Source organism: Oribacterium sp. HCP28S3_H8 (genome assembly GCF_052064775.1).
Classification (GTDB): Bacteria; Bacillota; Clostridia; order Lachnospirales; family Lachnospiraceae; genus Oribacterium.
Window position 1 is genome coordinate 88311 of record NZ_JBQHUZ010000007.1, and the last position, 22948, is coordinate 111258.

Annotated in this window: 32 protein-coding genes and 1 other RNA gene; 1 reads left to right on the plus strand and 32 read right to left on the minus strand. The window is 44.8% G+C overall.

Annotation, left to right across the window (positions count from 1 at the left end; translation table 11 throughout):
* Window positions 1–9: 9 nt before the first annotated feature.
* The 32 genes from ACTNEN_RS09430 to ACTNEN_RS09585 form a co-directional block, all read right to left on the minus strand.
* A complete protein-coding gene (locus ACTNEN_RS09430) occupies window positions 10–1227 on the minus strand; it encodes an AI-2E family transporter (protein ID WP_441206051.1) in 1218 nt (405 codons plus the stop codon).
* Window positions 1228–1265: 38 nt separating this feature from the next.
* Window positions 1266–1446: non-coding RNA, 6S RNA (ssrS, locus tag ACTNEN_RS09435), on the minus strand.
* A 31-nt stretch (window positions 1447–1477) separates the two neighbouring features.
* On the minus strand, window positions 1478–2206 hold the full coding sequence (locus ACTNEN_RS09440; protein ID WP_441206052.1) for a thiamine diphosphokinase: 729 nt from the start codon (window positions 2204–2206) through the stop codon (window positions 1478–1480).
* The gene (locus ACTNEN_RS09445) at window positions 2203–2751 is read right to left on the minus strand and encodes a nucleoside deaminase (protein ID WP_441206053.1); all 549 of its coding nucleotides are present in this window, start codon (window positions 2749–2751) and stop codon (window positions 2203–2205) included. Before ACTNEN_RS09445 ends, ACTNEN_RS09440 begins: the two co-directional genes overlap by 4 nt.
* Window positions 2748–3521: a uridine phosphorylase gene (gene udp / locus ACTNEN_RS09450; protein ID WP_441206055.1), complete on the minus strand. Its 774-nt coding sequence runs from the start codon at window positions 3519–3521 to the stop codon at window positions 2748–2750. The genes ACTNEN_RS09445 and udp overlap by 4 nt, the downstream gene beginning before the upstream one ends.
* Window positions 3522–3530: 9 nt before the next feature.
* Entirely contained in the window at window positions 3531–4235 is a 705-nt protein-coding gene (gene deoD / locus ACTNEN_RS09455) for a purine-nucleoside phosphorylase (protein ID WP_441206056.1), read from the minus strand.
* 121 nt (window positions 4236–4356) lie between these two features.
* Window positions 4357–4788, minus strand: a complete 432-nt coding sequence (locus tag ACTNEN_RS09460) for a cytidine deaminase (protein WP_441206058.1) — start codon at window positions 4786–4788, stop codon at window positions 4357–4359.
* Between the two features lie 480 nt (window positions 4789–5268).
* Window positions 5269–6054, minus strand: a complete 786-nt coding sequence (locus tag ACTNEN_RS09465) for an N-acetylmuramoyl-L-alanine amidase family protein (protein WP_441206060.1) — start codon at window positions 6052–6054, stop codon at window positions 5269–5271.
* Between the two features lie 171 nt (window positions 6055–6225).
* Entirely contained in the window at window positions 6226–6384 is a 159-nt protein-coding gene (locus ACTNEN_RS09470; RefSeq protein WP_441206062.1) for a hypothetical protein, read from the minus strand.
* Window positions 6385–6432: 48 nt separating this feature from the next.
* Window positions 6433–6630: a phage holin gene (locus ACTNEN_RS09475; RefSeq protein ID WP_441206064.1), complete on the minus strand. Its 198-nt coding sequence runs from the start codon at window positions 6628–6630 to the stop codon at window positions 6433–6435.
* 10 nt (window positions 6631–6640) lie between these two features.
* On the minus strand, window positions 6641–7126 hold the full coding sequence (locus ACTNEN_RS09480; protein WP_441206066.1) for a hypothetical protein: 486 nt from the start codon (window positions 7124–7126) through the stop codon (window positions 6641–6643).
* Window positions 7123–7275: a hypothetical protein gene (locus tag ACTNEN_RS09485; RefSeq protein ID WP_441206068.1), complete on the minus strand. Its 153-nt coding sequence runs from the start codon at window positions 7273–7275 to the stop codon at window positions 7123–7125. The genes ACTNEN_RS09480 and ACTNEN_RS09485 overlap by 4 nt, the downstream gene beginning before the upstream one ends.
* Before the next feature lies 1 nt (window position 7276).
* Window positions 7277–7585 (minus strand): hypothetical protein, encoded by a 309-nt coding sequence (locus ACTNEN_RS09490; RefSeq protein WP_441206069.1) that lies wholly within the window; start codon window positions 7583–7585, stop codon window positions 7277–7279.
* A 15-nt stretch (window positions 7586–7600) separates the two neighbouring features.
* A complete protein-coding gene (locus ACTNEN_RS09495; protein WP_441206071.1) occupies window positions 7601–8959 on the minus strand; it encodes a glycine-rich domain-containing protein in 1359 nt (452 codons plus the stop codon).
* Window positions 8960–8961: 2 nt separating this feature from the next.
* A complete protein-coding gene (locus ACTNEN_RS09500; protein ID WP_441206073.1) occupies window positions 8962–9417 on the minus strand; it encodes a hypothetical protein in 456 nt (151 codons plus the stop codon).
* Entirely contained in the window at window positions 9418–9825 is a 408-nt protein-coding gene (locus ACTNEN_RS09505) for a hypothetical protein (RefSeq protein ID WP_441206074.1), read from the minus strand.
* A 17-nt stretch (window positions 9826–9842) separates the two neighbouring features.
* Complete coding sequence (locus tag ACTNEN_RS09510; RefSeq protein WP_441206075.1) at window positions 9843–9995, minus strand: hypothetical protein; 153 nt, start codon at window positions 9993–9995, stop codon at window positions 9843–9845.
* Window positions 9996–10015: 20 nt separating this feature from the next.
* Window positions 10016–10378 (minus strand): hypothetical protein, encoded by a 363-nt coding sequence (locus ACTNEN_RS09515; RefSeq protein WP_441206076.1) that lies wholly within the window; start codon window positions 10376–10378, stop codon window positions 10016–10018.
* Between the two features lie 379 nt (window positions 10379–10757).
* Window positions 10758–11114: a hypothetical protein gene (locus ACTNEN_RS09520; RefSeq protein ID WP_441206077.1), complete on the minus strand. Its 357-nt coding sequence runs from the start codon at window positions 11112–11114 to the stop codon at window positions 10758–10760.
* The gene (locus tag ACTNEN_RS09525; RefSeq protein WP_441206079.1) at window positions 11107–14004 is read right to left on the minus strand and encodes a phage baseplate protein; all 2898 of its coding nucleotides are present in this window, start codon (window positions 14002–14004) and stop codon (window positions 11107–11109) included. The genes ACTNEN_RS09520 and ACTNEN_RS09525 overlap by 8 nt, the downstream gene beginning before the upstream one ends.
* A complete protein-coding gene (locus ACTNEN_RS09530; RefSeq protein ID WP_441206081.1) occupies window positions 14004–14393 on the minus strand; it encodes a hypothetical protein in 390 nt (129 codons plus the stop codon). The genes ACTNEN_RS09525 and ACTNEN_RS09530 overlap by 1 nt, the downstream gene beginning before the upstream one ends.
* Before the next feature lie 8 nt (window positions 14394–14401).
* Entirely contained in the window at window positions 14402–17722 is a 3321-nt protein-coding gene (locus tag ACTNEN_RS09535; protein ID WP_441206083.1) for a phage tail protein, read from the minus strand.
* 49 nt (window positions 17723–17771) lie between these two features.
* The gene (locus ACTNEN_RS09540) at window positions 17772–18131 is read right to left on the minus strand and encodes a Gp15 family bacteriophage protein (protein ID WP_441206084.1); all 360 of its coding nucleotides are present in this window, start codon (window positions 18129–18131) and stop codon (window positions 17772–17774) included.
* Window positions 18100–18393 carry a hypothetical protein gene (locus tag ACTNEN_RS09545; RefSeq protein ID WP_441206085.1) on the minus strand — a complete coding sequence of 98 codons (294 nt, stop codon included), beginning with the start codon at window positions 18391–18393 and terminating at the stop codon, window positions 18100–18102. The genes ACTNEN_RS09540 and ACTNEN_RS09545 overlap by 32 nt, the downstream gene beginning before the upstream one ends.
* Before the next feature lie 16 nt (window positions 18394–18409).
* Complete coding sequence (locus ACTNEN_RS09550) at window positions 18410–18865, minus strand: phage tail tube protein (RefSeq protein WP_441206086.1); 456 nt, start codon at window positions 18863–18865, stop codon at window positions 18410–18412.
* A gap of 2 nt (window positions 18866–18867) precedes the next feature.
* Window positions 18868–19275 (minus strand): minor capsid protein, encoded by a 408-nt coding sequence (locus ACTNEN_RS09555; protein WP_441206088.1) that lies wholly within the window; start codon window positions 19273–19275, stop codon window positions 18868–18870.
* Window positions 19275–19757: a hypothetical protein gene (locus tag ACTNEN_RS09560; protein ID WP_441206090.1), complete on the minus strand. Its 483-nt coding sequence runs from the start codon at window positions 19755–19757 to the stop codon at window positions 19275–19277. The genes ACTNEN_RS09555 and ACTNEN_RS09560 overlap by 1 nt, the downstream gene beginning before the upstream one ends.
* Window positions 19757–20095 carry a hypothetical protein gene (locus ACTNEN_RS09565; protein WP_441206092.1) on the minus strand — a complete coding sequence of 113 codons (339 nt, stop codon included), beginning with the start codon at window positions 20093–20095 and terminating at the stop codon, window positions 19757–19759. Before ACTNEN_RS09565 ends, ACTNEN_RS09560 begins: the two co-directional genes overlap by 1 nt.
* 11 nt (window positions 20096–20106) lie before the next feature.
* Window positions 20107–20481, minus strand: a complete 375-nt coding sequence (locus tag ACTNEN_RS09570; RefSeq protein ID WP_441206094.1) for a hypothetical protein — start codon at window positions 20479–20481, stop codon at window positions 20107–20109.
* A 12-nt stretch (window positions 20482–20493) separates the two neighbouring features.
* A complete protein-coding gene (locus ACTNEN_RS09575; protein WP_441206095.1) occupies window positions 20494–20694 on the minus strand; it encodes a hypothetical protein in 201 nt (66 codons plus the stop codon).
* An 11-nt stretch (window positions 20695–20705) separates the two neighbouring features.
* Window positions 20706–21596, minus strand: coding sequence for a capsid protein (locus ACTNEN_RS09580; RefSeq protein WP_441206096.1), 891 nt, complete (start codon window positions 21594–21596; stop codon window positions 20706–20708).
* A 17-nt stretch (window positions 21597–21613) separates the two neighbouring features.
* A complete protein-coding gene (locus ACTNEN_RS09585) occupies window positions 21614–22216 on the minus strand; it encodes a hypothetical protein (RefSeq protein ID WP_441206097.1) in 603 nt (200 codons plus the stop codon).
* Window positions 22217–22378: 162 nt separating this feature from the next.
* On the opposite strand from ACTNEN_RS09585, the gene ACTNEN_RS09590 reads away from it, so the two are divergent.
* Complete coding sequence (locus ACTNEN_RS09590) at window positions 22379–22744, plus strand: hypothetical protein (protein ID WP_441206098.1); 366 nt, start codon at window positions 22379–22381, stop codon at window positions 22742–22744.
* Window positions 22745–22948: the final 204 nt, after the last annotated feature.

The window sequence follows — 22948 nt, forward strand, 5'->3', positions numbered from 1 at the left end:
TTATCCTGATCAAGGCTCAATCCTGCGGCTCTCCGTATCTTTAAGGTAATCCTCCCTGGCGGATGGCATGCCCTTACGATATAAAAGCAGATTTATAAGCCTCTCGACGAGATTAAGTATAACTGCCCATGTCGGAACCGCGATAATCATACCGACAAAGCCGAACAGCCCTCCAAACAGGAGGATGGAAAACAATACCCAGAAGCTGGAAAGCCCGGTAGAATTTCCGAGGATCTTGGGGCCGAGGATATTCCCATCAAACTGCTGAAGTATCAGGATAAAAATCAGAAAATAAATACTCTGTATCGGGCTTGCGAGCAGGATCAGGATAAAGGAGGGAATCGCACCGATGAATGGTCCGAAAAACGGAATTACATTGGTTACGCCCACGATGACCGACACCAGCATCGCATACGGCATGTGCAGGACGGAAAGCGCAAAGAAGCAGATGAATCCGATAATGATGGAATCAATAATTTTACCAATGATGAATCCGCCAAACACCTTGTTGATATACTCAAATTCCTGGATCAGCATACCAGCTCCACGCTTTGGCAAAACCGCATAAATCATCCGGCGTGCTGCCCCCAGAAAGTCTTCCTTAATATTCAGGAGATAAATCATCACGATGAGACCGATAAAGATATTTTTAAACCAGTTTAACATGCTGAAAATCCCGATCGAGAGAGACGCAACGATTTTCTGCATGTTTGGAAGCAAGGTATCCTGGGTAAATCCTGTGATAAAGTCATATGCCATATCATACATCTGCCGTACACCTTCCCGGATCTCCGGATAATCCTCCAGAGCCCGCATTGCATTGGCATAGAGTGCTGCCATATTGGACGGCAGCGTCACAGCCAGATCCATGACCGAGGTATAGATCTGCGGGATAATCATCGCAACCAGTCCAACCGTCAGTATGATCAGAAGCAGCACAGAAAGAAAGGTTGCAATTCCCTTGGCAACGTTTCTTGCTGCCGCCCCACGTGGCAGATATTTTTTAAGCTTTGGCTTCAAAGCATCCAGAAGCCGGTTGTAAATCGGAGAAAATAAATACGCAAGCACAGCACCATATATGATAGGTGAGAGAATCTTTAGAAGTGTCCCTACCGCACCACTGATTTTGGCAAAATTAACAAAAACAAATATGACGGCAACCACTGCAGCGGCGACCACAAAAACCATTGTCCCCCACTTGATCTGTTCTTTCCATTTCTCCTTCATATTTCACCTGTTCTCTGAAAGTAAAAAACAAAAAAGACAGGTGTACCAGAACGCCGTACTGCACGCTTGACTCCTAGCAACAGCTAGGTGGGTTTCCTCACGGGTACCTCTACCGTCCTTAACCTTGCGGAAGGCCTGGTATCAATATCACAAATATTGGAATCCCGAATGTCATATTTGTAGGTTCAATTTGTGCAGCCTCGAACGCCCCAGCAGCATCCTGTCAAAAGGATTATATCAAAGCATAAATTCACATGCAAGAAGCGGAATGATATTCGTACACCAGAAGCAGCGTCCCGTTTCTCACAGAGACAGTTGCTTCTGTGCCGACAAACTCATTGCTGAGCCCGGTCGGAGTCAGATTATTAAGTGTTACGTCCTCCACAACATATTTTAATCCTGTCTCCGTAACTCCCTCGGATGTATCCGTCAGTGAAAATACCGATAGATACCCCTGCATGGTTCCAGAAAAACAGACGCTTGTATTGCGGATCGCTGTAATGACCTGATCCCGTCCGTAAAGGTATCCCCTGCAGCCTTTACCTGCAAGGAATCCGAGAATCTGCAGATTGGCAATACTATGATCCACTCTTTTGCCTGTTCCTCCTAAAAGATGCATTTCCCGGCAGCCCTCTGCCAGTCCGATCCGGACACATGCCATCATATCCGGATCATTTTTCACCGGATTGATCACCCTGGTCTCCACACCATCAATTTCCATGTGTTTCAGATGATGGATATATTCCGCTTTTTCCGCATCCGCAAAAATACTAAGACCGGATACGGGTCCGGTAACACCCTTCACCCCCTTCACCTGCATGGAATCGAAATCACCAATAATAAGATCCGGACGTATTCCTCTGTCTTTTAAATATTCATATCCCGCATCTGCCGCGATCACCAGATCATCCTTCTGGATTTCAACAGGTATGCCGTAAAAATCCCCGGCGCCCACAATGATGCATCTTCTGTTTTTCATGATCCCTGCTCGATTTTCTTAAGTTTTTTCTCCCGGAGAACAGCAAAGAAGTCTGTCATCAGTGCCTGGCATTCTTCTGTAAGTATATGCTCTGTCATTTCCGCCTGATGATTCAGCCTGTCCTGATGCAAAAGATCAATAACCGATCCGCAGCAGCCTGCCTTGGGATTTCTTGCGCCCAGGACAACCCGGGGCAATCTTGCCTGCACAATCGCTCCTGCACACATCGGACAGGGCTCCAGTGTCACATACATCGTACAGTCCTCCAGCCGCCAGTCCTGGAATTTTTTGCAGGCCTTGCGAATGGCAATGATTTCTGCATGCATCAAAGCATTATGATCCTTATTTCTCCGATTATAACCTTTGCCGATCACAGTTCCCGGCGTAATGCCAAGCTCTGAAGCATGCATATCCGCCTTACTCTGCGGAGCACTGCCATCATAAACAATAATACAGCCAATCGGCACATCTCCATTCCGCGCCGCCTTACGCGCCTCACGGATTGCCTGCTTCATATAGGCTTCCTGTTCAGTAACGCTATTCATTTTGAATCCTGGCGGATCAAAAGACGGATCGCTTCAATTGCTGTCCGGATCGCCTTATCCGTATCATGCTCAATCGGATTAGGGAGTCCCTGCTTGGCTCGTTCCTGATTGGACATAATAAACAGTACACTGCCGCAGCGTACACCCAGGCAGGCGGCCACAGTAAACAATGCTGCGCTTTCCATTTCCGAAGCCTTACATCCAAGCTTAAGCCATGCATTCCACTTCCTTATGAGCTCCGGACCATTGGGAAGCTCCTCCGGCTTATGCTGTCCGTAAAAGGCATCCTTACACTCTACCACACCAACATGGTATCGGAACTTAAGGTTTTTTGCTGCCTGCACGAGTGCTGTCTCGACCTCAAAATCAGCAACCGCAGGCCACTCGATCGGCGCATACTCCTTGGAAGTGCCCTCCATCCGGACCGCACCGCTGGCAATGACGACGTCTCCGCTCTGTACCTTCAGATCCATACCCCCGGCAGTTCCGACACGGATAAAGGTATCCGCACCGCACATACGAAGCTCCTCCATGGCAATAGATGCGGATGGTCCTCCGATGCCTGTGGATGTCACACTGACCGGAACTCCGTCGAGAGTGCCGGTGAATGTCACATATTCGCGATGATCCGCAATCTGGCGCGCATTATCAAAATAAGCTGCAATCTTCCTGCAGCGTTTGGGATCCCCCGGAAGGATAACGTATTTTCCTACATCTCCGGGAGCCACATCAATGTGGTACATACGATTCGTTTCAGAATAATTAATCATAGTATCCTCTTATTCTGCAGTTTCCAAAGCAATCTCCATCATCTGATGGAAGCCTGTCTGCCTCTCCTCTGCCGTTAGTTCACCCGGTTTAAATAAATGATCCGAAATCGTTAAGATGCCCAGTGCGTGTTTATGTGCATAGGCTGCATTCATATAAAGTGCCGCGCACTCCATTTCCACGCACAGTGCGCCCATAGAAGCCCACTTTTTATTCACATCCGGAAATTTATTATAAAAAACATCTGCGGACACTACATTACCAACCTTAACGTTTGCTCCAATGCTTCTTGCCGCTGCAACCGCCCGCTCCATAAGATCAAAATCCGCAATGGGCGCAAACGTCCCCGGAAGCTGATACTGGTATGCGTAATTGGAATCCGTGCAGGCCCCCTGTGCAATTACGATGTCCATGACATTCACATCATCCTGCAGTCCTCCGGCAGAACCGATCCGGATGATATTATCCACATCGTAAAAATTGTAGAGCTCATAAGAGTAGATTCCTACAGAAGGCATGCCCATGCCCCCGCCCATGACAGATACTCTCTTGCCTTTATACATGCCCGTATAGCCAAGCATGTTTCGTACTGTATTAAAGCATACCGGATTTTCCAGGTACGTTTCCGCAATATACTTTGCGCGGAGCGGATCTCCCGGAAGCAGGACCGTTTTGGCAATGTCGCCTTTTTCTGCTGCATTGTGTGGTGTAGACATAAAAAATCCTCCTAAATCCTTTTATCACTTCTCTGTTTATGTAATATATTATGTTTCTTTTAATGTTGGTGTCTCTGTCAAAGTTACTGTTCCGTTGACTACCGCACCGTGATCATAGATCTTATTTCCGGCTTGCAGAATCCAGCTGCTCCGGTAGAAATGCATGTGGAAGCAGATCTCGCAATAGAAACTCCTGGTAATCCTCGGTCGATCTCGCAAGGATAATGCGGAAATGGTCAAGGTCGCAAAACTCAGCCATAACCTGTCTGCAAATACCGCACGGCTGGCAATACTCAAATTCCGTGGCATCCTCCGGTCCTCCAACGATGGCTATGGAATCAAATTCACGGACGCCCTCGCTGATCGCCTTAAAAAAAGCGGTACGTTCTGCACAATTTGCCGCGCCATAGGAAGCATTCTCAATATTGCAGCCTTGATAAATCTTTCCGTCAGATGCAAGCAGTGCCGCGCCAACCCGGAAATGTGAATATGGCGTATATGAGTATTTTCTGGCATCAAATGCAATCCTGATCAATTCTTTTATATCTGCCATGTTACAGGAACCTCTTCTATTCTATAAATTATCTTGTTATCTTATAAATTTTCCAAAGGAATATTTACAGTATATCATATCCCGCCATTACCGCAAAGCATGCGCCCGCTCAAGTTCTTTGCAAAATGTTAAACAAATATCATAATGAACATAAAAAAATGGCTTGAAACCTCAGGAAAATCAACGTTTTCCTCGATTTCAAGCCATCCTTTTCAGTCTGCGGATAACAGGACTTGAACCTGCACTAAATCCGGTAAAAATGACGTATTTAAGCCATTATTTCAATTATTGGACAAAATTTTGGACTAATTTTTTTAAGTTCAATAAAAAACACTATGACTATTCGGCTTTTTGCTGCTGCAATTTCAAAGCTGAATAATATCGCAGCCGAAACTGAAAAACCAAAGTCTGACATTATAGAAAGATTGATCATGTCAGCAAAATAAGATCAAAATCGAGGCATTACTGCCCCGGTCCTTTTTATTCCACATACCAGATGTCCATAGCGCCCCGGCTGTCGGAACGGTATAGAGCTCCCTCAAGTGGTCCATCCGGCTGACCGTAGTACCACTCTCCGTTTACCTGGAACCATCCCTTGAGCATCTTGCCGCTTGTGTCGAAATAGTACCAGTGATGGTTGATCTTCTGCCACCCGTGAGCATTCACTCCGTCAGCCGTGCGATAGTACCAGTCTGCACCGGACTGCACCCAACAGGGATAGGGCACCGGTTCCTGTGATCCTGCCTTTGAACCACGATCAAGGTTCACGGCAGTATGATGCCCTTCGTATAAAAGGATGTCGCCCGGCAGCAGATACTCATCACTTGCTAGATACTTCTGATCTGTCAGCACCTGGAATCCTGCCTGCCGGAGGACCTGCTTAAGGTTTCCAGTATAGGCATAGATTGAAACATCCTGCAGATCCTTTAATCCCATCAGGAACCCGGTAGCCTTTACATTTGCCGCAACCCCCGCAGAGCAGTCAGCTTCGCAGAGAACGTCGATCTTGGAGGGATTATATCCGGCATTCCTTAAAGCATACCAGTAAGTGTACCTCTGACTCTGATCGTACCCTATGTTGTTATTTTGAGCGGCCATTCTCGCAAGGTCTGCAATTCTTTCTCCAACCCTCGGATCCGGATGTCTTAGCACTACATTCCATGGTCTGTTATACCATGGGATCACTTCCCACTCATGTCCGGTCTGATCCCCTGCTCTTCCACCAGAGTACCGGTTATTTTCATCTTTACCACAATTGGCGATCATTTTTAATTTAACCTCCATACAAAAATAGACCGGACAGAATGTGCCCGGTCGTTAATTTATTCAATTGTAAGTTACTATATTCAGTTTTTAATCTTATTTGCACACAAGGTTGGGCTGAATTTATAGTACCGGATTACGGTCCGGTCCCGAGATACAGAGGATCACCTCCTGTCAGTCCTTGCTCTTACCGAGGCCCGGCTTCTTGTCGAGCCTTCCATCATGGTCCTTGTCGGCTTCATCGTCCGGACCATGGAAATCTCCCTTTGCATCATGCTCGATACCTTCGTATCTCTTGAACGGTCTGTCTTTCTTGGTTTCTCTTGTAATCATAATTTTTCCTTTCTCCCATCCGGGATATATAAGTACAGCACTATGCTGTTACTTTTTATTGTAATTAAGTGTAGATACTCCAATCAGGATACCAATCAAAGTACCAATTGCATTTAGTGTGGTAACTGTAGCATCAATATTCTGCCACCCCCACACCGGACCAACCTGTCCGACGAACCAGGCAACTGCCGGAAAAGCGATTAGTCCGATCCACTTTAAAACATCATAAATTTTGTCAGGTAACATTTTTTCCTCCTTATAAAAAGCTGTGTTCATCCGCACAAGTACGGTACATTTTTTTGATATTTGACTCTGCTTCGTGTGTCCGATCATTGATGAAATCGGGATGTTCTGCGCAGTACCGGTTATAAGTCGTGATGTTATCGAGAGCATTATCAAACATCTTTTCCGAATGCCGGATTCCATTAAGAATTTCATCGTTAAAGCTTAAAATTTCTGATCTGGCTTTCTTTGCATCTCTTTCAGCATCTCGGTGATCCTGTTCATCCTGCCGTTCCTTGATCACCGTAAGCTCTGACTTAATCGCACCAATCTCCTTAACCATATCCGCATTAATTGCTCTGCCAATCCCCCTGGCTATCCAGCTCCAGGGATGGCCCGGAACCGGAAGCATCTGCCACACTGACAGAAGAATCACTGCCATAAACATTGCTGTAGTACCAAGGTTATTGATTGGCATCACATCATGAACTACTTTCCAAATAAAATCCCACTGTGTCATTCCTTGGTGCCAAGCTCCTCTTTGATCTGATTCTTGTCTTCCTCTGACAGTTTTGTACAAGATAAAAGGATGGCTTCCAGTTTTTCACCGGAGTCCATCCTCTGTTTGATGTATTTCTTCATCACTACCATCTGAAATTGTCCAAGCATTTTACTTAACACCTCCAATCGTTTCAGCCAAAGCATTCATTAATTGTTCGGATAAACCCTCTACGGACTGGATCCGCTGCAGGTCTGTGGGTATTTTTTCTGCTTCTGTTTCTGTTCCATCCTCTGAGACATTGAAAAATGTCCCATTTCTGTATTTTGCAAAGGGATAGACATTGATGTAATCCACATTGATAGCCTCTGCATCATTGCCATAGCAAGCCTTTGCTACATGGATTGCATCCTCCCTTGTCACCGCTACAATGATGGTTTTAACATCTCCCTTACTCACCAGTGCATATTTTGATGTCATCGTCTTATCCTCCATTTACCATCTGATTCTTATGATTCCGGATCCTCCAGTTTTACCCGAAGCAAAACTGTGATTGCTGTTATGTCCGACACCTCCAGCGCCACCGCCAGTGTTGGCTGTTCCGCTGTTAGCACTTTCATAATCTCCTCCACGGCCTCCACCGTCCCATGCATCACCACCGTAATTATACTTGGCACTTCCACCGCCTCCGCCTCCGGCATAGGCTATATCATCCCAAGGGCAGTGAGTTGACCTACCTTGCCCTATACCAACGCTAGATGAATCCTTGCTTGGTTCGCCATTACCACCATTTCTGCCACCAGGTCCGCCATACGAGTATCCTCCAGCACCTCCGCCAGATCCGCCAGATCCGCCGCGTGCACCATCAGCGCCAGCCTTCCCACCGTCAGCAGAAATCAAATTTGTCCCACCACGATATACAGACGATGCGCTTCCGTCTCCGCCGATTCCTCCACCGGCTCCAACATTAATGGATAAGGTTTCTCCTGGAGTAACATCAATATAAGCCGAATTAGTATATCCTCCTCCGGCACCTCCGCCATACTGGGAATTGTCTCCGTTACTAGATAAGTTTGGAGTTCCACCTCCTCCACCAACAAGAAACACCTGTATGGATCTAACAGCATCCGGGACTCTCCATGTTGTGGAACCAGTAAAGTTCTGTGATCCACTGACCACACTATTATTAAAGGTAAATTGTCTTACAATTCCTCCATAAGTTCTCCGGCTGTTACTATCCCATGTGACGTAGTTCCAAACTGTGATATACCAGTTTCCACTAGGGATAACATCTGTTATCAGATACACACTATTGGAATCCCATTTGTAGGATGAATCATCCGGACCATTTGGATAGCGGTCTTGCCTTGCTGTGATCCGAATACCAGACCACATCTTTTGGCTCCTGTCAGGTTTCGCCCAAGTAAACTGGAGCCGCTGGGACGTATACTGGGCTGCATTAAAATTTGTTGCCGTTGCAATTCCAAGTGCAGAAATAAAAGCATCTGCAGATCCGCTTATTTCTGGATATCCGCTAGATGCTTTGTCAATGTGAGCCCCTGGAGTCATTCTTACATAAATTTTTCCATCACTTAGCACAGCCGAGTTCATCGAATCAATAGCTGCTACTCGTTTTAATGACCCTGTCTGTTTTATTTTGAAATTGCCGGAATAAAATGTCTCATTTTCAACTACATGCTCTGCCTGTGCATTACCTGTGGCTGCCAGTGTTCCGGATACCGGTAGTGGAGAATCCTTACCGATCCCTGTATATCCAGAAAGAATTTCTTCTGCTCCAGCTGTACAAAGTACATTACTGCTTCCGCTTCCACCTTTTGGTCTGAATACTCCCATGCTTAAGCCCCCAATAAAACAATAGGCAAATCCTGTGTTGGTTTGAAGTCACGACACATAAACGTAACATATCCATCCTCGGAATTTGCCTGGTCAATAAATCCTGCCTGTGCTTTCAACGTTGCGCGCAATGTGGCATTGCCTGATGTATAAGCCGATGCCGTTGTGTCACAGGCAAACTCTCCGCTATCCGTCGCCAGTACTCCGCTTACCGCCACACGTTGTGTGTATGGAGAAGATGCACTCCAACCGGAAGCTGGAACTGTTACGCTTAGTCTTCTTGCCAGCCGATTGATCGCCCCGTTGGTCTCGTTAATATCTCCGGCTCCAAAAGTATCCCCAGCTGTCGTGTATGTCGTAACATCATCAATGTTACTAACTCCGTTAGTTGTTGTGATTTTATATTGTTTCTTGCCATCGTGAACCGCATCTTTATAATTCGTTTTTAGTTCTTTCAATTAAAAGCCACCTCCTCCAAGGATAAAAGAAAGTCTCTTACGGTCAGTTAAGATCTGTGTCAGATTATCACCTAGTCTTGCGATCCAGCTTTCAAGCCTGTTTAATTCTGTATAGGATATGAAGCTTCCATCATATGTATAGACTCGTGCCGTCCCTGGCTGATAGCTATCAAACTGGTTGGTTGATAAAATCCGTTTAAGGTTTTCTTCCAGCAGATTAAACTCAGCAGGATCCCATATGTGGTTAGGATCTGTAACATCGTTGCCCATGTCCGCTATGGTGCATGGATTCAATACCTTAAGTGACTGCTCTTGCAGAAATTCCAGGTTATTTTTAATCCGGTTATAATCCGACCGGTTAAAGTAATCTGTGCTTTTCCAGTCGGTTTTGGGTGTAGACCACGCCATAATTTACCTCCTGAGAATTAGCCTTTTTTAATTGTTCCATCGGAATTTACAGTATATCCATCCAACAAAAGAATCTCATCAATTGCATCCTTATACTGTGGATATTTGCTTATCACCTTGGTGTAATTAAGATGTCCACCTTCAATTCTCATAGCAAGATATGCTGCCATTTTTAATACCTCTCTTTCTTTTACTCTGCACCCATCAGGATCTGATCAAGAACTGCGTTCTGCATCTCCTGAGACTGCCTGAAATCATGTACAACTGTTTCAATCTCCGTCATTTTTCTCAGCCGGATAGTAACAATTACTGCTCCATCCGATTTTGTCTGCCGGGACGGAATATCCGACAAGGTAACATTTTCATAAGTCCCGTAAGGTTTGTTCTCTCCGGATCTCTGAAATTCCACCATGCAAACATTGTCTTCCGTGATCTTCTTACAGATTTCAACTGCTTTTGTTTCATCCGGTGCAATGGAAACAATTTTTTCTAAAGTGGCATCTTCTTCAATTTCTATCATAGTGCCGTCTTTGAGCTTTAAAAAATTATTCATATACGTTTACCTCCTTTCAAAGGGTAATTATGCGCGAAACTCTAATTTAACGAATACTAAGAGTGAACTAGACTCAAGCATCAATTCGTTAAACAACGGTTTAACGAAGAAGATAGATGGCAGTGAATTAACAACTACACAGTTTTCGGGCAATACAAGCCTAAATAGTATACAGAAATCAGGATTTTACCGTTTACAGGACCATTTATCGGATACCCCATCACAAGTAAATTATGGTCAATTACTTGTCATACATGGTGGCGGTGATACTATAGCTCAACTGTGTTTTAGGTATGACCGACCTGCAATGTACTTCAGAACAGGAAATGTAGTCAATCATACAAATGGGAAATGGACCCCATGGGTTGAAGTAGTACATTCATGACAATGAGATGTCATCTTCATCTATATTTCCGGTCATATCTATTATTGCTATAGTGCTCCATGGTTCAGAGTTAATTGTATAAATATCACTTTTTGAAATTGACGCACGGCCATTTACAATTGTATTTACTCCATAACAGCTCAATAAATATGCTCCACCAATATAATTATTGGCTTCACATAAAATTAATGCAAAAATATGGGCCTTTATGTTTATCTTTATAGTACTTCTCATTCCTGTGCTGAAAACAATTATTCTCGGATTACCAATGTATGCTCTATCTGTATTTTGCGAGTAATAAAATACCGGAAATTTCTTCGTTAAACCGTTGTTTAACGAAGAATTAAGCAATCCTTTTCCATATATAGACCGCAAGGTATGGAGGCATGTTGTTATGAGGTAATGAAGTCCCTGCAGAGCTAGTATTTGCCTCGTTACTAACTGTAGTACTATGAGCTGTATAGTTTGGGCCGTGATAACCAACTTCTTGTGTCCATGGGAACATGAAACCATAATAATATGATGTATATTGGGGCCAACCATCATATCCTTGAGCTCTTAAATTAATCTCATGATAATGTGTTGGCATTTCATTAATAGTCAGCGTGTGAGTTGCTTCACCACCGGTTGAGCCCGCAGCATATGTGGATCCTGCAGCCAAAAGGAATCGGTCCTTAAGCTGCTCCCAGTTTCCACCAAACAGTACAGATGGATTGGTGCTATTAACACTCATATAAATTGAGCCAACTGGATAGAATCTATTCGTTAAATTAGAGTTTAACGAATTTATCTTATCTAACAGCTCCTTTCCCTGTCTTGCATCCAATGCATATCCGGCTTCTGTTGTAGCTAGATTATTCTGTATGTGACTATATGGTACATAGTTGTCAACAATAACATTCCCCTCAGAATCTTTTACCGCTGACGCTGCCGACTCCGCAGATGTTGCCTTATCTGCAGTATTGGATTTTTTCGCCGCTAAAGTAGCCACTGCACCAATAAAGTTCCCATGCTCTACCGGCATGTCACGCCGAGCTGAAATGCTGCCGGATAGCCCGCCGTTAAACTTAATCTCATGCTGATACACACGAACAAAGCATTGTTCAATGTAGTGGTTTTCCAAAAGCAGGATGTCGTTTGCGTCAATTCTTGGATCCCCTCGATAACTCAGTTTCTTATAATCCCTATCTGAATAGTTATAATCTCCTTCCCATTCAACCACATCATGTGCAAGATCAATCGTTGAAACCAACGGATTATCATATTTCACAACACTGCCGGTCTGATTGATTGTGTACCGGTAGGTCTTTTCATTCACGATGTATTCATTACCATTAACGATTACCTCTGCCGTGCCGGATATACCGGATGGAATTGTCAGCACAGCATAGTGGGCTCCTGATTCCTTAATTTCCGCAGTCTTTCCGGCAATTGAAGCGTTGTAATTGTATGACGCATTGCTGAACGTCAATGTGATCTCTGACAGCCCGCTGACGTCCACTGTTTCTTTGTACAGCTCCTTTGCCGCTTCTGTGGAAACGATGTAGCTGTAAATCATTTGGGTAAGCTCTTTGACCTTGCTGATCTTTTCGCCGGTAGGATAGTCTGTCAGCTCATGACTATATTCCAGCATATAATCCGTCACATCTCCAAAGGATACAGAATCAATGTAAACATTAGCTTCCGGTGCTCCCTTAGTGATCTCTATCTCCATCCGGTCAAACTCTTTAAATTCGTCCTCAGTTGACCATACATTTGATGAAATGCTGTAGCTCTTGGTTTCTACTGCGGATCCGGCAAGCATTGTGCGAATAGTCATTGCCTTAGGTGCCGCTCCACCGAAGTTAATATGCAAACCATATGAATGATATGATGCTTCCAGCGTAATAATCACAATCGGATCTGTTTCAAAATTACCCGATGCATCCGACGCTGTACTTGAAATAAATCCAGTATCCAGTATGCCGGATGAATCCTTTGGATGGAACTTATAAATTCCATCGCTAAGAGTTACGTCCTGATTCGCCAGTGCATACCTTGTCTTCTGCGACTGAATGGCAATTTTTTCAACCCTTGACAGTGCATGCTCCTGATTAGCAGAAACCGTCATGTCAGGCAGCCTTTTTGCTGAGAATGAATGCTTGATGGTTAGTTTCCCATCTCTGTTCTGATACATAACACACCGGCAGGCATTTGCAATAAGCTGAAGTGCTTCTGAATGCTTCACAACCGGCAAAGGATTATAGATCTTAATTCCTTTCAGATACGTATCAACATCATAATCGTCTTCTGTAAGTCCAGCGTCCTTAAACACCAATATTGCAAGATCATAAGCTGTGATTCCATCCGGATAGAGTTTCCCTTTGTAATAGGTATCATTTAGCTTTGTCCACCGGTCAACGGCTGTCAGTTTCATCTGCTCATCATCTGCAGACCATGAACTTAAAAGAAATGTCCCTCCTTTCATCCAATCCACTGTGCCATCATCCAGCTCATAGCCGTAAAAGCTGGTTACGGTCTGACTGTTCTCAAGATAATTGATTGTGGATTTATCATTTTCAATGTTCCAATCACCGTTTCGATTATCAACAGTAAGTTTAAAATCTATTGCCGGAAGAGATTCTGACAATGGAGATACATTTTCCTTCATGTCAGAATCCATGATGGACTTATTGCCAAAAACAATACCGATTCCGGCAGTAAACCGTAGGATCCTCAGCCGGTCCTGCCCTCCTCTCATCTTTACCGGCTTGATGGTAATAGATGTGGTATTCTGGATCACTCCGTCATAGACAAAATGCTCGGAATCATTCCCAGTTATAGAGATTGCTTTTCCGGTACTATCGATAATCTGAAAGCTTTCCGGATAGCAGTCTCCAAACTCAATGGTTAACCCTCTCAGGCTATAAGTAAGCCCTCCGAAGTCTATTGCCACAGCTCCCATAACATCTTTAGACACAGCACCCTGAGACAATGCTGTGGGGCTGGTGCGAGGCGCAAAGAAGTAGCTTCCGTCTGTTTTAGTAAAGTTGTCCTCTGCGGTCGCATAGTAAGCTTCAAAGTTCGTATTTCCAAACGGCATGTCTAAATCACTCAGCCAGTGTGTAGGAAATGCATCACTATCAACAAATGCATTTCTCTGTGCCAGCTGATTGATAACCCCGACTGTCACCATCATGTAGGAGTGTCTTCTGAGGTCGTTCCGGATATTATATTTATATGCATTCGATACGCTCTGCATTACTTGTCTCCTATGATTCCACAGTCAATAATGTTAACCTTGCAATTCTTATACCAGTCCGGAAGCCCTGTCTTCGGATCGATGGAAGCCGGTGTTGCCGTTCTGTTACCGGGATACATCTTGAGTGTTGTCCATCCGTTTGTCTCCATGTCCGGAAATTTCACTACAACATAGAAATTTTTAAATTCCTGCAGCATTTCGCTCCAGGTTGCAGCATCTAATCTTGACCATTTCAGATTGTCAATTTTATACTGGTTCCGTCCAACGATCTGACCGACCACCTCTGCATTGGCATTTCTTCCGGAATTAACCTGTGTAGAGATGGCAAAATTCAAATCATTGTCCGGGGCGGGAAATTCCCGCCCGTTTATTGTTATCAGACTTTCCATGCATCACCTCATGATGTTTTAAGAACAAGCCCCGACCTGCTTCTCAACCGGTCGAGTCCGTCCTGTAATTCTCTGCTGTCAAGATTTACTGTCAGATGCATAGCTTCAATCGCTGACAGGATCATTTCCATCAGCTCAATCAGCCGGTTTGCCTGTTCAGCTGACATGCCGTCACTGTTACGTGCCAGTCCTGCCGCCCGATCTGCCATAGCCTGGAGCTTATCTTCCGGAGATACGATTTCTCCCTGCCTCCGGTTATCACCGATGACAGCAAGCTGTGGAGTGTTCGCCCGAACAAATCCACCGTTTGCAAGTCTTGGCAGTGATACCTCTGGGACAGTTGGTATATTGATGGAAAATGAATTTCCACCAATTCCAGGAACCCAATCAGGAATGTCAATATCAATGCTGTTCAGTGCTTCAATCATTCGGTTGATGCCCCGAACAACTCCATTTACCATGGTTTCCACACCACCAAGGATAGAGTTAATTGTTCCTTTGATGATTCCCCAGATTCCATCCCACACAGCCTTTGTGAGATCCTTGACCGCATTCCAGCCTGTTTCCCACGCTGACTTGATATTGGTAAGCACTGTGTCGATATTGGACTTAATCAAATCCATTGCGGTGCTGATTGTCGTCCGCACAGCTTCAATGGCAGTGCTGACAAGAGATTTGATCGTGTCCCATATCCTCTGGAAGAAATCCTTAATTGCAGTCCAAACGGTAATAATTGTTGATTTTATCGCATTCCAGATCTCTGATAACTTAGTCTTGATGGCGGTAAAAACAGTTGTTGCAGTAGACTTAATGGCATTCCATAGAGTAGTAATAAATACTTTAATACCATTCCATACCAATTCCCAATTTGCTTTGATCGCCGCGATAGTGTCCGCAACAAAGATCTTTACTGTCTCAATCGCATTGTTAATGCAATCTTTTATTGCGTTCCATGTTTCAACAGCAAAAGCTTTTACTTCATCCCAGTGTTGATAGAGCAAAACGCCTGCCGCTATGAGTGCCGTAATAGCTATAATTACTAACCCGATCGGGCTAGTCAAAAAAGCGATTGCCGCTCCAAAAGCAGTTGTTACAGCAGTAGCAATGGTACAAATCGTATTCCACAGAACCGTTGCAGCTGTCATTGCCGCCTGTGCAATGGTATCTGCAATTTTTGCTGCTGTGGTGATTGCGATCTGAATGCCTTGTTTTACAATCTCAACCGTGGCACTGGCAATACCGCCTATAAAATCAGCGGTATACATTCCCACCAAAGCAATAGTTTCTACTTTATCTGCGATGACAGCTGCCGCATGACCGAGGATAGCCCCTGTACAACTTACAAAAGCGCCTGTCATACTGCTAAGTAGTCCCGCAACTCCTCCAGCATTAATGAGAAATTCGCCAATCTTAATAACCTCCCATGCTCCGAAAAATGCGGAAATAACGGATACAGCGCCATCAAAACGGTCTTGTGTTTCTGTTAGCCAGTTAACAACACTGCTCAATGCATCAGTAAATGCATCGAATACCGGTTTAGCCACAGTATCATAGGCTGTGTTCAGTCCGTCCCAAAGATGATCTATCAGCTCTTTCAGTTTGTCAAAATAAGGCTGTAGCTCAGTTAGCAGTCCTTGTATCCGGTCTTTGATCTGTCCTGCATTTTCTGTTATTGGGCGTGTAATTATACCGACAATATCACGGATGAACTTACCGGCAAGCTCAGTAGCACCCATGAATGAATCCGAAAAGATTCCTATCAAATCTGCCGTGATTTGTTTTGCCGCAGGGCTTCTGAAAACTGTAAATATTTCAGCTAATGCCTGAGTGTAATTCCCAACCATTCCAGCTATGTCTGATCCAATATCAAACATAGACTTTAAATAATTCTTTATCCTTTGACTATTCTGCTCAAGGTAGTTTGCAATAGCCCCTGTCAGGTTATCCACAATGGTAGCCCCAATGCTTGCCATTGATCCCACAACCTGACCAAACGCATACGTTATTTTGTTTGCGCATTCATTAGCTGCCGCTTGTACTTCCGTATCCGTAAATATTTCTTTCAGGCTTTTCCCGATCCTTGAAATATTGTCCTGGATGCTGTCGAATACAGAAGTATCCCCAAATCCCTGCCAGAAACCTGCAGTAAATATGCCTTTTAATTCATTCAGCCGGTCGATAATTCCCTGGATCTTAGATGAAGCTGCATCTGCCCCTTCATCAATACTGCCCATATCGAAATCATCTGCAGCATATCCTCCTCCGGCACCTCCACCGCCACCGGATCCACCAGAGCCGCCACCGGATGATTTATTCGGTTCTACAATATTCAGCTCATCTATTCCAAGTGTTGCCTTGGCAAGCTGTTTTGCCGCATCACCTGCTTTCTTGGCAGCGCCTCCTGCGCCTTTTGCGGCATTTCCTGCACCTCCAAGAGATTTGGAAAGCCCATCCGCGCCACTTGACAGTGCCTTTGTTCCGGAAGCCATTGCTTTGACTCCGCCTTTGCCACCACCTCCTAACAAGGCAAAAAAAGCTTTGATAGCGTTAGCCGCTGATATAAGCTTTCCGATCAAAGCGTTCAATACCTGGATTACTGGCAAAAGCGCCGCAATGAGTCCCTGTCCGATAGTTGCCCTGAGGCTGTCAAATTGCAGTTGGAGAAGTCTCACCTGGTTTGCCCAACTTCCGGAAGTCCTGCTAAAGTCTCCAGCTGCAGCATTCAGCTGATCCTGGACAAATGAATACCGGAGAGCTACCTTTTCAAGTTCTGACATATTGGCTGTAGTCTTCCCATAACCATTTGCCAGTGCATACGCATCCAAGGCACTCTGAGTCATTACGATTCCGAGGTCCTTTAAGGTTTCTGTCTCTCCGGAGAACACGGATTTCAGTTTGGTATATGCTTCATCCTGTGAAATGTTGTAAAAGGATGCCACATCTCCGGAAAGTCCTGTCAATGTGGTACCCATTTCATAAGCCTGTCGTTCCGTAAATCCAAACGCTTTTGCCATTGCTCCAAAAGAGCCGGTATACTTCTTAGCCATCGTTTCCGACAAGCCATAGGAAGCCGCTGCGCGTTTAGCGAAATCATCAATCTGTGATGCCATATGCGGGAATGTCACATCCACGACATTCTGCACTTCTGCAAGATCAGATCCAAGCTGAATGCAGGACTTGCTGAAATCCACCAGCTTTTTGATTGCAAAAGCTCCTGCCAGGGCGGCACCAGCTTTCTTGGCTAAAGCCTGGATTCCATTCATCTGCTGGACAAAGTCATTTTTATTAACGACCAGGTCCAGTCCTATTGTTCCTACGCTGTCAGCCATGTATTTACCTCATAAAAAATCCCCTACGTCCAAAAGGACGCAAGGGACATTATCTGCATGCTTCCGCGATCATCCGCTCAAGATTCTGCATTTCTTTGTCATACTGCTGTGCAGTCATTTTTTCTGCATTTCTTCTTGCCCATTCTTCATGGATCCGCATCTGATCCGGAGTGAAATTTTTTAATATATCCTTGTTTTTTTCAGCCCGGATCTCAACTACCCTGCCAAGGGCTGTGTCCGGACTGATACCTTTCAGCAGGGATATAAACTCATCCCAGCTGACTGTCTCAAATTGCTTTGTCGATAGACGGATGCCGTACTGTGATAGGAAGCTGGACACTATCAGATCCCAGTCATCAATCAAGTCATAGTACGGCTCACTGCTCTTTTTCCGGGATATCTCCCACAATAAGGTTGATGGCTTCACGGATTACTGTAATGAGATCCGCAAGGGACAGTTTCATGTCATCAATGGTCTTACGTGCATCTTCCGGGAAGATCAGGTTATAAGCCTGCAGAATTTCCTTTACTCCAGGATTATCTTCTCCCATGATTCCCATTACACGGAGGACCGTCGGCGCATCGGAGTTAACTGTAAGTTCTTTGCCCTTAATGACAAGTTCGGGATTTTCTTCAAAGGATAATTTTTCTGTGATATCAATCTTTCTCATTTATCTTTCCCTCTGCTCAGGCAGCTGGTGCATCTGTAAAATCCGGCTTGCCGTAGCACTGCACATCAAATTCAAGTGAATCAATATTGGTGGTGTCTCCGCCTCCAGGTGTCTTTACATTCACTACAACATCACATGCAAGCTTTGCGCCGGACACCATCGTCCATTCAAACTTTGTCATAACATCCTGTCCGAACTTCCAGGCAAGACCGGCAATATAATCATTACCAGGATCCCCAACGGATCTCTTACCCTTAAAAGAAAAAGACAGTTTCTTACCTGTCATTGCTGCCTTGGACCATCCTCCGGCATCCATTGCAAACCACTCTTCAACGGTTCCGTCGATAGAAGGTGCAAAGTTCTCTAGGTCCTTTGGCATCATCATGTCAACATCTGTACTGGCTAACCCTTTGATTCCAAATTTAAAAACGTTATTGTGTACCGGGTACACCTTTCCGGTTGTTTCTGCCATAATTAATTTCTCCTTTCACTGATTATGTCAAACCAAATGACATATTCATAAATTCCACTATCATTAGTCCCAACATCCACCGGTCCTGGTGTCTGCATCGCAAAAAATCGGATTTCTTTATCTCCTATGACTGGAGATGTTTCATTGGTCAGTTTCTCGTAAAGCTTAATAGCTGCATCTTCTGCGGCAGATACGCTTTTATTCCAATGTATCAATAGTGAAACTGGCGTGATTTCATAGGACCTGTACTGCATGCCACCAAGAGGAACTTCCGGCGGTCCGTCGGCTTTCCGATGGTACACTCCGATGGAGCAGTCCTTTTTATTATCCAACTTCCCGATGTAGACATGATCGTCTGATACAATGCCAAGTCCTGCAATATATTTTCTTATATCCTTAAGTCTCAGCATCACAGCCCTCCGTTTTTTCGGTATAACACTTTAAATGTATTTTTTGCGAAATTTGCTTTACTGCCTCCAGAAATCCAACTTTTGTACCACTCACCACCGGCGTGTGGATTTTCTCCTTTGTCAAAATGATATTCCGGATGATAATAGAGCCGTCTTGCATAGGGAGTGTTGGAAGCAATGGTTACTTTACCGTTCCTGGAATCGCTATAATCCACAAAAGTTGCTTCATTCTGCAGATGCCCTCCTCCGTGTACTTTCTCATGGATTATTTTTCCTTTATACTCTCTTCCATTCTTGGCAAATTGCCCACGTTTTCCATACACTTTCTTTTCTATGATTTGGGGATCATCAAACGGCATAACCTGCGCCTGTACAACTTCTGTATGCAGTGCTTCCGCTGTCTCCTCCAAGGCAGTGACAGCCGCTCTAGTCAACTGGTTAATTTTTGCCCAATTCATATTTACAGTAGATTTTACTTCCATCAGATCACCTCAATCGTACAGTAATTCACAGTGCCGTCCGGATTTCGGTTTTTCCTGCCGGATACAATCCTGCGCTCCTGTCCAAAGATCTGCACCGTTCCTCCGCTAATCGCCGGAATATCCGGTGCAATGTCTCCCGGGATCAATGCCGTTCCATTAACCTCAATCAGCTTTTTCTCAGTAGTGAGAACGGTCTTTGCATGATCCTGCCAGTTGCACAGGCACTCAATGTCTTTTACATACTTTGGATCGCCCTCAACTGTAAGCTCCTCTGATTCAATGTGGATGCTTATCGGGGTCTTACATACAATTTTGGGCACAAGACACGGATACATCATGTAATGCCTCCTCAAATCGCCCTGCAGCAAAGCCCGGTCTGACAGAGCAGAGCATAGTCACTTCTTCTCATGGCTACACCCCGCTCCATGAACACATTCCAACTCTGCCCAAACTGCACGGAAGCGCCGTTAAGACTGTAGCCGGAAAGTACAGAATCAATCATGTCCGCATTTTCCTGCTCAAATACCACCTGTCGGCATATCACTTCACGGATCGTTTCCTGCTGAAAAGCCGTAAGATTCTGAAATCCGATTCCCATAACCCTGTTATAGGTCAGGGAATCCACCTCACGACTTACATGATCCAGCAGTCTTTCAAGCTGATCAGAAGGCACCGCCCCTGTCCCGCACCTCTGAGTAAATTCTTCGGTCGTTACATAAGCCATGCTTTACCTCTTTCATTTCTTGGACACAGCCGACTTTTTTAATGCATCATTCTCTGCCTGGAGCTTTGCAAAGTCCTCATACGGTACGGTTTTACCCCTGCCGTAAGCAATCAGCTTTCCGGAATCATCGTAGATGTCATAACCGGAATCCTGATACATTTTCTGATTCACATCAGAAACGTTATATTCCCGGTTCCCCTTTATTGCTAACATGGCTTACCTCCTTAAGCGTGTGCTGTAATATTCATCCAGCATCCAGCAACCTTTCGATCCAGGAGGAACAGATCTCCATAATTACGGTTCTGATACAGATATCCATCAGCAGTTCTGGAATCGGTGCCCGGAGTAAACAGCTTAATGTAGCTATACTTGTCACGGCATACAACGCAGGAAGGATGAATCAGGATCATATTGATCTGGTCAGCATCAGATGCAGCCACACATCCATCAGTGAAGTTATACTTTGTCTTCATCCTGGCAGCTGGAACCATTTTGAAGGTCACATTATCCAGGGAATGAACCGTTCTTACAATGTTATTCGGTGCAGACACCGCAATGGTTCTTTCAATTCCCTGTGCCTCTTTGGCGATCTTCTGCATGGTTGGTGTGACATACAGCATTCTGCCTTCCTCTGGCACGGACTCCTCATCCATGTATGCCATTGCATCATCAAAGATTTCAAGGAAATTAGCCGCTGTAATCGCGGTCTTATCCACCTTGCCGCTCTTAGCTGTAAGTTCGCTGTTGAGCTTAGAGAATCGGTAAGAGTCCTTCTCCGGGATCGCCTGCTCAGTCTCAAACACGTTCTGGATATTTGCTACAGACAGCGTAAGATTGGTCTCGTCGATATCCATCGGATCAGCAAAGAACTCAATGTCTCTGTCGTGCTCAAGCTTTTTCGGCTCCCAGTCATTGGAAAGCGTACCGGCATTAAATCCCGGAGTTCTGGTGTGATCCTTGTAACCGGATACGGTCATTCTCGGAAGCTTGATTGTCTGAGCATTAATAAATGTTACCTGCTGATTACTCTTAGAAAGAGCATCAGAGCAAAGCTCCTTGGCATACTTCTGCTCAAGTAAGTTGCTGAAGCTTTCTGCATAGTCATAAACTGCCATAAGTTACCACCTTTCTTTTAAAGTCCGAACGCCTTCTTTAGTGCGTCCTCGTTGTTAGTTTGATCACCTTTCCCTTTGGCACCCACCTGGATAAATCCATTTGAGCCGGTATTGGAAGGTTTCAGTGCCGGTACATCTTCCAGCACCTTGTTGATTGCATTCTTGACAGCTTCCTCATCAATGGTGCCGTCATCCTTTACGGTCTTTGTCAGATCAGCCATCTTTAACACATACGGCACGGTCTTTGGCTGTAATCCAAGCTCCACTGCAATCATGGTAGCGCTGTTTTCAACCTTTGCCGCTGTCAGCTGGTGCTGTGCTGCATCCAGTTTAGTCTGCATCGCTCCAACATCAGGAGTATTTGCTGCCTTCTGCTGCTTATATTGTGCAATCGCAGATTCTACTTCCTGCTGGCTGAGTCCCTGCTGCTTGAAATAGCCCTTGAGAGCCGCATCTTCTGCGGAGCTTGTCCGCCCGGTGATGATCTGCGCAAGCTTCTCATAATCAAAGCTGAATCCACCATTCCCGCCATTCGACTGTGGCTGTGGTGTCGGTGCGGGCTGAGGGGTAGGCTGTGACTGTGGGTTGTTGCTAGGTGTCTGATTAATCTGTTCTGACATTTTTTGTCCTCCTGTTTTACGTGTGTCTCACACAATTAGTTACCCAGTTGTTTGCCCGGTGTCTCCGGGTAGTTTTACGCCTTCGGGCATAATAAAAGCACCGACTGAATAGCCGATGCTTTGCATTCATGATATGATATAAACAAAAAATGAGGTTTCTTTATGATCCGGATAACAAAAAACGAGCGTCGGTTTCTAAAAGCTGTAACTAACAGCCATTCAGACTGGCAAGACAATCATTATTCTGTAAAGCGCATTGCCGATGAGCTGTCTTTTGACTATGGCTATGCACTTCTTCTTGTCGATGATCTCGTTTCAAAAGGTCTCGCAATACGTCAGTACCCGGATACATCGCCGGATGACTTCTCTCTTACGTTTATGGGGATTTCCTATAACGAGTATAGACGAGATGTCATTTTAACTGTCTTCCTTTCCTCTGTCGTGTGTCCTATTGTGGTTACCATCATGACAGAAGTATTGATACATGGATCAGTATGGTTACTAAGAATGCTATTACTGCAGGGATGATGCACGAAAAGAAGATATCATCAGGGTCCATCATGTGTTGCTCCTCTCTTGATTTTTCTCACTATAATGTATACTATAAGTGAGATCTTAATAAGGTTATTCGGCGTCCCCAGAGCTCTAATGAGCTGGATACCGGATAACCTTATTTTTTATTACGAGTAAAACTCCTCCTTAAAAAACTGTACAAAAATACCACCAGTCATT

Bases quoted from the DNA above. Each gene is read 5' to 3' on its own strand.
- ACTNEN_RS09475 (WP_441206064.1), bottom strand. From the start codon at position 6,630: ATGTTACCTGACAAAATTTATGATGTTTTAAAGTGGATCGGACTAATC.
- ACTNEN_RS09505 (WP_441206074.1), bottom strand. From the start codon at position 9,825: ATGGCGTGGTCTACACCCAAAACCGACTGGAAAAGCACAGATTACTTT.
- ACTNEN_RS09480 (WP_441206066.1), bottom strand. From the start codon at position 7,126: ATGACACAGTGGGATTTTATTTGGAAAGTAGTTCATGATGTGATGCCA.
- ACTNEN_RS09430 (WP_441206051.1), bottom strand. From the start codon at position 1,227: ATGAAGGAGAAATGGAAAGAACAGATCAAGTGGGGGACAATGGTTTTT.
- ACTNEN_RS09465 (WP_441206060.1), bottom strand. From the start codon at position 6,054: ATGATCGCCAATTGTGGTAAAGATGAAAATAACCGGTACTCTGGTGGA.
- ACTNEN_RS09555 (WP_441206088.1), bottom strand. From the start codon at position 19,275: ATGCTGAGACTTAAGGATATAAGAAAATATATTGCAGGACTTGGCATT.
- ACTNEN_RS09590 (WP_441206098.1), top strand. From the start codon at position 22,379: ATGATCCGGATAACAAAAAACGAGCGTCGGTTTCTAAAAGCTGTAACT.
- ACTNEN_RS09580 (WP_441206096.1), bottom strand. From the start codon at position 21,596: ATGGCAGTTTATGACTATGCAGAAAGCTTCAGCAACTTACTTGAGCAG.
- ACTNEN_RS09460 (WP_441206058.1), bottom strand. From the start codon at position 4,788: ATGGCAGATATAAAAGAATTGATCAGGATTGCATTTGATGCCAGAAAA.
- ACTNEN_RS09560 (WP_441206090.1), bottom strand. From the start codon at position 19,757: ATGGAAGTAAAATCTACTGTAAATATGAATTGGGCAAAAATTAACCAG.
- ACTNEN_RS09440 (WP_441206052.1), bottom strand. From the start codon at position 2,206: ATGAAAAACAGAAGATGCATCATTGTGGGCGCCGGGGATTTTTACGGC.
- ACTNEN_RS09485 (WP_441206068.1), bottom strand. From the start codon at position 7,275: ATGCTTGGACAATTTCAGATGGTAGTGATGAAGAAATACATCAAACAG.
- ACTNEN_RS09570 (WP_441206094.1), bottom strand. From the start codon at position 20,481: ATGGCTTATGTAACGACCGAAGAATTTACTCAGAGGTGCGGGACAGGG.
- ACTNEN_RS09445 (WP_441206053.1), bottom strand. From the start codon at position 2,751: ATGAATAGCGTTACTGAACAGGAAGCCTATATGAAGCAGGCAATCCGT.
- ACTNEN_RS09530 (WP_441206081.1), bottom strand. From the start codon at position 14,393: ATGGAAAGTCTGATAACAATAAACGGGCGGGAATTTCCCGCCCCGGAC.
- udp (WP_441206055.1), bottom strand. From the start codon at position 3,521: ATGATTAATTATTCTGAAACGAATCGTATGTACCACATTGATGTGGCT.
- ACTNEN_RS09525 (WP_441206079.1), bottom strand. From the start codon at position 14,004: ATGCAGAGCGTATCGAATGCATATAAATATAATATCCGGAACGACCTC.
- ACTNEN_RS09470 (WP_441206062.1), bottom strand. From the start codon at position 6,384: ATGATTACAAGAGAAACCAAGAAAGACAGACCGTTCAAGAGATACGAA.
- ACTNEN_RS09510 (WP_441206075.1), bottom strand. From the start codon at position 9,995: ATGGCAGCATATCTTGCTATGAGAATTGAAGGTGGACATCTTAATTAC.
- ACTNEN_RS09490 (WP_441206069.1), bottom strand. From the start codon at position 7,585: ATGACATCAAAATATGCACTGGTGAGTAAGGGAGATGTTAAAACCATC.
- ACTNEN_RS09575 (WP_441206095.1), bottom strand. From the start codon at position 20,694: ATGTTAGCAATAAAGGGGAACCGGGAATATAACGTTTCTGATGTGAAT.
- deoD (WP_441206056.1), bottom strand. From the start codon at position 4,235: ATGTCTACACCACACAATGCAGCAGAAAAAGGCGACATTGCCAAAACG.
- ACTNEN_RS09535 (WP_441206083.1), bottom strand. From the start codon at position 17,722: ATGGCTGACAGCGTAGGAACAATAGGACTGGACCTGGTCGTTAATAAA.
- ACTNEN_RS09545 (WP_441206085.1), bottom strand. From the start codon at position 18,393: ATGAGAAAGATTGATATCACAGAAAAATTATCCTTTGAAGAAAATCCC.
- ACTNEN_RS09515 (WP_441206076.1), bottom strand. From the start codon at position 10,378: ATGAATAATTTTTTAAAGCTCAAAGACGGCACTATGATAGAAATTGAA.
- ACTNEN_RS09565 (WP_441206092.1), bottom strand. From the start codon at position 20,095: ATGATGTATCCGTGTCTTGTGCCCAAAATTGTATGTAAGACCCCGATA.
- ACTNEN_RS09550 (WP_441206086.1), bottom strand. From the start codon at position 18,865: ATGGCAGAAACAACCGGAAAGGTGTACCCGGTACACAATAACGTTTTT.
- ACTNEN_RS09585 (WP_441206097.1), bottom strand. From the start codon at position 22,216: ATGTCAGAACAGATTAATCAGACACCTAGCAACAACCCACAGTCACAG.
- ACTNEN_RS09495 (WP_441206071.1), bottom strand. From the start codon at position 8,959: ATGGGAGTATTCAGACCAAAAGGTGGAAGCGGAAGCAGTAATGTACTT.